Source organism: Rothia sp. HSID18069 (genome assembly GCF_003989155.1).
GTDB classification, from domain to species: Bacteria; Actinomycetota; Actinomycetes; order Actinomycetales; family Micrococcaceae; genus Rothia; species Rothia aeria.
This window is the reverse complement of sequence record NZ_RBMG01000002.1, coordinates 447,232-454,676: the sequence shown is the minus strand read 5'-3', so window position 1 is coordinate 454,676 and position 7,445 is coordinate 447,232. Positions and strand designations below refer to the sequence as shown.

Here is a 7,445-nt window from a genome sequence, read left to right as displayed (position 1 = left end):
CTTGCCGGTAATGTGAAGCCACCCACTGGCGTAGTCCTGGGTGTGGAGGGCTGCGATTTCTGAGCGCCTGAGGCCGGCGTGAGCGCCGAGCAGGATCATAAACCGCTCTTCGGTGGTAGCTGCTTCCACTAGGGCGTCGGTGATGATGCGGGTCGGGATAGCGCGGCACTGGTATCGAGGCTGGGGTATGGACGGGATAAGCCGTGTGGGATTGTCGTCTCGTGTGCCAGTGAGGGTGAGGTACCGGAAGAATTGCCGGATGGATTGGAGAGCGCTTTTACGGGTGGCGGGCTGCCAGCGGGGGTTTGCAAGCCATTGGGTAACTTGATCTTCGGTGATGGTCAGGGCCGTCTCGGATGGGTAGGTGCGCGCGAGGTACTGGATCCAATGTGTGCGGGTCGTAACGGTTGAGGTTGCTTTTCCGGAAGCGAGTTGCCAGGTCGTAAAGTTGCTCTGCTGTGGTTCCCAAAGCATGGTTTTTCTTCTCTCTGTGTGCTGTGATTGGTTGCACATCCAGAGTAGAAGGGCAAGAAAAAAGCCCCGTTGTGGGGCCGGTTGTTGATTGGCGTGTCGTGTGTTGGGTGACGCGCTGTGTTTGTTGGGTCTGATAATCCGCAGGTCGTGGGTTCGAGCCCCACAGGGCGCACTCTTCACCAGAGATCATCTGGTATGTCGCCCCTTTCGGTATGAAACCGATAGGGGCGACTTTTTTCTTGTTCTCTCCTCCAACTTAGGAGGGGGTAGGCGGCTTCATGTTGGCAATAGCCGTTGCCCGCAGGCTCACCCAACGCACAGTTGATAATGTCCTCGGTCCTTCTGTTATGTTCATAGACTCGCGCCATAGCGAGGAACCTTTGACAAAATGTGCATGCGAACACTACGGTTACAGAACAGATAAAACGTCGCGATAGGTACCAGAGCAGATCATCCGGTTGGGTGCACGAATGGAGAAGCCGCTCGGGCGGGCCTCAGGACTAATGGCCATTGCCAGTTCTGAGGCATCTTTTTATTTATGCGTTTAGTAATACAGCTAGTGCCAAACCTAGACGAGATTCTTTTTAAGGGCGGCAAAAACTTTTTACTGTTTTTGTTGCGTTTTTCGCTCCCACCAGCGGATTACTTATGAGACCCCTAACTAGGGGAACTTATTAACCCACTAAAACCAGCGAGGGAGCGATGAGGCCGATGGGGTGTTCTACGGTCAGCGGGAATGATGACGGCGAGTTTCGGAGGGGCACAGCGCAGCGCCAGAAAAATTTTTTGCTGTTTTTGTTGCGTTTTTCGCCTCCAAAAGCAAATTACTTATGAGACCCCCATCAGGGGGTACTCATAACATCCTCTGAAAGCCCAAAGGTGGGGCAGACACACTTGCGCCTCCCCACCCGTCTAAAAACAGGTAGAAAGGAAAATTTTTGTGATGCTTAACCTTCGCATACGGCAACCTTCACGCAGCGAGAAGAACTGCAAGTTCCCGTTACTGAAGTTTTTCGGCTCGAAGCAGACAGCCCCTACGGAAAACTTCAAAAATGCTTGGGAGAGGCGCTGTTGCTTGAACGCATATTTTTCTCGCTCTTCTTGCAAGCGTGAGTGCTGAATTTTGTTCAGCTGCCCCCAACACACTACAAGCTACTAGATCTTTTGAAAGGCTGGAAAGGAACTCTAATGGAAAAGTATTCCGCAGGCCGAACCACAGATACTGCTGGGGAAGCTCCCCTGCGGTCCCGAAAATTTTTGGGTGCAAAACATGGCGGGAAGGGCTAGAAACCAATGGAAATCTTAAATCTTGTGTGGTCAGACCCCAGGTTGATTTTGTGCGTTGGTATTATCGCCTTTTTATGGCGACCCATCGGGAAGGAGCTTTGCTGTTGTGCGGCTGTTGTGTGGCGGGAGGTCTCCTGCTGGGGCCGGAGGCTTCTAAAAGCTTTTCTGAAGACCGCGCTGCCTGCCCCCGAGGCGCTTGGGGAGCGGATAGGTCGGTGGGTGCGTTCTAAATGTGGTGTCAATGACAGGTGACGCGTAACTGCCTTTATCAGTGCGCCGTCATGGTTGTGCTGCTGCATTTTCGGCACGGTTTAGGAAGGGGCCGAAGCCACACTTCTGAGCCCCGTGCATTACCGGGTGTAACGAATGCGTAGGGTGTATGTGTAGAGCGCAGATCTTGCCATTCAGGTTCTTTATAATGGCTTCAGCCCTACCCAACTACGACGCACCGGCAGGAGAGCCTTGTGAGCAGCATCAGAAACCCCGAAAAAGTGACTATTCTGGCCACTGGTGGCACGATCGATAAGTTTTATTCGGTTGCGGGTACCCTCGATATTGGTGCACCGGCGGCCCAGGACCTTCTGGATCGGGTGATTACTGATATTAAGTTCGAGATCCGCCCGCTTATTGGTAAAGACAGTCTGGATATGACGGACGCAGACCGCGCGGAGCTTGCCGCCGCCCTCAACGCGGTTCGTGGTGAGCAGGTGATCATTACCCACGGCACCGACACGATGAGCGAAACCGCCCGTTACCTTGCGGAGCATGCGGATGTGGGGCAGAAAACCGTGGTGCTTACCGGGGCGATGCAGCCAGCCGTTATGGCGCGTTCGGATGCCGGGTTTAACCTGGGTGCGGCACTGTCTGCCGTGAACCTGCTGCCGCCTGGCGTGTACATTAGTATGAGCGGACGTATTTTTCCCGCCGCGAGTGTGCGCAAAGACCGGGCCCGCGGAATTTTTGAGGGTTAAACCGCCGCACCGATGAGGCACCGGTAGGGAGGACTATGGCTGAGAACCCGCCAAGAATAACCCCGCCACAGGGAAACCCCGGGCGTACCTCACTTGATGAGGGGCTGTACGTGTTCCGGGTGGTACTGTTAGCTGGCCCGGCCCTGATCATGGCGTGGCAGGCCATCCGTTTGGCTGTGCCCATTATTGCTGCTATTCCGTTGGCGTACCTGGTGGGTCAAAGCTGGTGTGCGTGGGCGTACCATAAGGGGCGTTCGCCCAAGATCATTATGGTGGCGAACTATTTTAGTATTCTTGCCGCTCTTGTCCCCATGGCTCCGGTGGGGGCTCTGCTGCTGTCTCCTTCCGCCACGCAGGTTGTTCTTAACTACCTGTGGAGTTCGCCGCTGCTGGTGCCTTTGACGGTGGTGTGGATTCTTATAGAGCTGCCTATTGAGACCGTCTTTTCGTTATTTTATGCCCGCCGCAGCGGGCGCAGGCTGAGCATTATGGCTGAAGCGTCGGCTGCGTAGATTCGGTTGTTCAGGGGACGTGAACTCGGGGCTGTGCCGCGCCTCAAAGGTTGCTGTGTGTGGCCGCAATAGTGCCACGTTAAGGATACTGCCCGTGGTACGGTAATGAGCATACGACGGCCTAGCGCCGTGTGAGGATGCTATACGAAAGGGGCGAGGGTGAGCGAAAACCCGCATTCCCATAATGACGAGGTTCAGGACTCCTCAGCCTCCGCCCCTGTGCATTCTACTGAGTATTCCCACGATGAGCAGGCCGATGCGACCGTGCCGTTAACCCCCGAGTATGCTGCTGAGCTTCGGGAACCTAACGTCCCGGCCGATGCGGACGCTGCCGAGGTGACGGTCCCATGGGGTACCCACCCAAGCACCGACACCGCCGAGCGTAAGGGGGGCGAGGAGCCGGGCAGTGAATCCGCTGAGCTGGATGCAACCCGCCCGATGCCTCCGCTGCTGGATGATCCGCAGTCTGGTGAACGTGACGAGCTGGAACCTACCCGTGTTCTTCCCGCCGATACGAGCCTTGAGGACGTTGAGGCTGAGGCAACCCGGGTGCTTCCTGCGGACGGTACCCAGCCCCTGACGGACGCCACGAGGCCGCTGCCGCCGCACGGGCACCCTGACAGCACGGTAAACGGTGAGCTGGAGGGGCCTGCCGTAACGGGGGATCAGAATCAGGCACCTACCCGCTATCAGGCGCCGGTGCGTCTGACGACCCCGCCACCGTTGCCGCAGCTGCCCGCGCCGATCCCGCCGCACCAGGCGCCGCCGCCACAGCAGCCGTATGTGCAGCATCCGGGGCCGCCGCAGTATATTCCGATGGTGCCGGTCATACCGGTGGTGCCCGTTATGCCTGTGGCGCAGTACCCTGCGGCGCTGCCGAACGTGTCCCCGCAGGCGCTTGCCCGCGGGCAGCGGGGGTTACGGAACACCCTGTGTGTGCGCCTGCTGGTGCTGGCCGTGATCGCCCTGATTGAAACCTCAATTATTGCCCAGTACACGCGTGAGATGGCAATGGCCTTTGGGGTGCTTGCCGTGCTTTATGCCGTGGTGCAGGTATGGCCCCTGATACGCCCGCCCCGCAATAACTCTGATGCCTCCGTATATATTGCGTGGGGTGTTTTCTCAATGATTAGTTTTGTGGGGGTGGGGCTGCTGCTGGCTCCCATTACGCTGATGCTTTTGGTGCTTGACTGGAGGGGTATTTCGCTGGGGATGGACCCCATGCTGATACTGTGTGTCTTGGCCGTGCTGTGGCTTCTTGAGGTGATCCTGTTATCGGTAACCCTCTACCGTTTCGGGAGCCTGCGCATGATGCTCACCCAGCAGGCGCCGCTCATGGACTACCTTAATACACACGGGCGGTAGATGCGTGCTCGGGAATCTCTCAAGTTATATAGTATTGAACACAACATAGTGCATGAATCCGTATTTTCGGATGTCTCTTGTTCTGTAGCCGCACTCTGTTAGAGTGAAAAGGTAATCATCTATAGGATGTGAGACGTATTCTGTACTCTATAAGAACCACGTCGGGATCGGACAGATCCCACACACCGCGAAAAGCACCGAGAAACCGGGGCTAAGGAGAACAACACCGATGAGCGAACAGTACGGCCAGGGCTCTGGCTCCCAGCAGTATGGGAACCGGGGCCAGTATGGGCAGCAACCACCTCAGTATGGGAGCCAGCCCCAGTACCAGCAGCAACAGCAGCAGGGGAACCAGGGCGCAAATAATGGGTACTCCCCGTACGCCGACCAGCCGACAGTGCCGCTAAGTTCCTTCATGTCGCAGGGGAACCAGGGGCAGCAGTCCCAGCCGGGTTCTGGCCAGCCCCAACAGCAGAGCCAGCAGGGCCAGGGGTATAACGCGTACGCATCCGGTGCGGGCGCCAATAACACTAATAAGCCGTACCAGCAGTCTCAGCCTTCGTATGCGGGGAACCAGCAGCAGGGCTACCAGCAGTCTCAGCAGGGGTCTGGGCAGCAGCAGAACCAGCAGGGCCAGTTCGCAGCCTCAGCTTACAATGCTTCTCCCGGCGCTTCAGCTTCCCCAACGGCACCGCCGCCGTCAATGCCCGGCAGCGTGAAAATGGCACGCACGTTTGGGTTTGTTGCGGCTGCCCTGGTGCTGGTAGACATTATTTTGGGTGTTGTGCTCAATACGATGTCTGCTTCATCAATGTTCATTGTTTCGCTCCTTCTGAATATTGTGGCTTTGGGCGGCCTCGTTGCTATGGCCGTGATGCTCCGTACCGCTAACCCGCTGATTCGGATCGGGTTGAGCGTGCTCTCGGGTATTATCGCGGGCGGGAGCTTGGTGAGCCTCATCATGGCGTTCATGAAGATCGGTGAGGTCAGCAACGCCTCGAATGAGGGGCTGCTCCCTGACGGTTATATGGCCGTGGCATACGGCAGCCTGGGTGTTGCGGTGCTCATTGTTTTGGCGAACATCGCGGTAATTGCGATGCTGTGGGTTTCTGGTTCTAGCGAGTTCTTCGCTCAGGGCGCAGCACAGAAGGCCGAGGCCCAAAACGCTGCGCAAGCTCAGAACGCGGCACAGCCTCAGCCGGGTTACCCCAACCAGCCGGGTGCCCAGTACGGTCAGCAGAACCAGCAGGGCCAGGCCTCTTCGCCGCAGGGCGCGCAGGGGCAAAACCAAAATGCGGGTGCACAGAGCCAGCAGAGTTCCGCTCAGCAGCAAGGTTTTGCTGCTCAGCAGGGCACCGCCCAGCAGCAGTATGGCCAGTCGGGCGCAGCGTCGTCGGCGCAGCAGTCTAGCCAGGCTTCACAACAGTACGGTCAGCAGCAGAACCGCTACCAGGCACCTTCTCAGGGGGTCCAGCAGTACGGTCAGCAGTCATCATCTTCCCAGTCTTCGCAGGGGCAGTACCAGCCGCAGGGTCAGGGCGCTCAGTCGTCCCAGTCTTCTTCGCAGAGCGGGTACGCTGGCGGTTATGGGCAGGGTTCCTCCGGGCAGTCTCAAAATGCTCAGAGTTCCTCTTCGCAAAACACCCAGTCGCAGGGGTACGCTTCCCAGGCGCAGTCCCAGCAGCAGTATGGCCAGCAGGGGCAGTACCAGGGGTACCAGAAGCCGCAGACTTCTTACCAGCAGTATCAGGCTCAGCAGGCGCAGTCAGCTTCGTCCTCACCCGCCGCTTCAGCCCAGTCAGCTGCCGCTCAGGACGATCCGGACGCGACCGTTCCACTGAGCCAGAAATCGTATGAGGCGTACACCTCTCCTCAGCAGTCGTCCTCTTCGTCCAAGCCGCAGGATAAGGATAAGGACCCGTCCAAGCTGCAGGCTGCTGCCGAGTCGTCTTCCTCCTCATCGGCGCAGCAGAGCCAGGGTGAGGATCAGCCGTTGGAGCCGGAGCCGGAGACTTCTCAGGTGCCCCTGCTCTCCCAGGGTTCCTCATCTTCGCAGAGCTCTGAGTCTTCCCAGAGTTCTTCGCAGTCGCAGCAGTCCCAGCCGCAGCAGCCACAGAAGGACTCAGTATCTGCTCTGAATGCTGACTCGGATGCGACCGTGCCGCTGAGCCAGAGCTCCTATGACGCTTATAACTCCATTACCCAGCCGCACGCCGCTCCCCGGCAGTCAGCGGGTTCTTCGCAGGGACAGTACCAGCCGCAGGCTCAGAACCAGGGTTCGGCCCAGCCGTCGCAGAACGCCCAGAGCCAGAGTTCGCAGCCTCAAGCTGCTCAGGGGCAGTCTCCTCAAGGGCAGCCGCAGCAGCCTTCGCAGAGCGGCTATCCTGCCGGTTACCAGCAGCAGGGGTACGCTGCTGCACAGCCTCAGCAGAATATGCAGGGCTACCCGGCGGGTCAGCAGGGTGCGCAGCATCAGCAAGGCTATGCTTCGGCGGCACAGCCCCAGCAGCAGTATGGCCAGCAGGGGCAGTACCAGGGGTATCAGCAGTCGCAGCAGTACCAGCAGCAGGCCCAGGCGCAGGCTGGTTACTACCAGCAGCCGTACCAGTACCAGGCACGTCCTCAGCAGGGCCAGTTCCAAGGGTACGGCTACCAGCAGCAGCCGCAGGCTCCGCAGCAGCCCGGTTCCCAGCAGGAGCAGAAGAGCGGTGACGCCAACCAGTCACAGCCCCAGCAGCCTGGGCAGACCTCTGCGCAGAACAACCAGTCGCAGGGTAAGTCTGAGAACGGCTAGTATGCGCGAAATAGCGTAGCGTCTTAATTTCCCCGCCCGTCG

General features: G+C 58.4%; 5 protein-coding genes. 4 read left to right on the top strand and 1 reads right to left on the bottom strand.

All coding sequences use genetic code 11. The features are described 5' to 3' along the window. Window positions 1-474, bottom strand: a 474-nt coding sequence (locus tag D8M41_RS07725) for a hypothetical protein (protein WP_202975995.1), incomplete at its 3' end; no start/stop codon positions are given. Between the two features lie 1,751 nt (window positions 475-2,225). On the opposite strand from D8M41_RS07725, the gene D8M41_RS07720 reads away from it, so the two are divergent. From D8M41_RS07720 to D8M41_RS07705, 4 genes are all read left to right on the top strand, one after another. Next, a complete protein-coding gene (locus D8M41_RS07720) occupies window positions 2,226-2,732 on the top strand; it encodes an asparaginase domain-containing protein (RefSeq protein WP_126926736.1) in 507 nt (168 codons plus the stop codon). Window positions 2,733-2,767: 35 nt separating this feature from the next. Continuing rightward, window positions 2,768-3,244, top strand: coding sequence for a hypothetical protein (locus D8M41_RS07715; RefSeq protein ID WP_037233027.1), 477 nt, complete (start codon window positions 2,768-2,770; stop codon window positions 3,242-3,244). A gap of 159 nt (window positions 3,245-3,403) precedes the next feature. After that, window positions 3,404-4,609 carry a hypothetical protein gene (locus D8M41_RS07710; protein WP_126926735.1) on the top strand — a complete coding sequence of 402 codons (1,206 nt, stop codon included), beginning with the start codon at window positions 3,404-3,406 and terminating at the stop codon, window positions 4,607-4,609. 229 nt (window positions 4,610-4,838) lie between these two features. Continuing rightward, window positions 4,839-7,403 (top strand): APC family permease, encoded by a 2,565-nt coding sequence (locus D8M41_RS07705; RefSeq protein ID WP_126926734.1) that lies wholly within the window; start codon window positions 4,839-4,841, stop codon window positions 7,401-7,403. Window positions 7,404-7,445: the final 42 nt, after the last annotated feature.

Coding starts and splice junctions, on each gene's coding strand:
- D8M41_RS07715 (WP_037233027.1), top strand. CDS start 2,768: ATGGCTGAGAACCCGCCAAGAATAACCCCGCCACAGGGAAACCCCGGG.
- D8M41_RS07705 (WP_126926734.1), top strand. CDS start 4,839: ATGAGCGAACAGTACGGCCAGGGCTCTGGCTCCCAGCAGTATGGGAAC.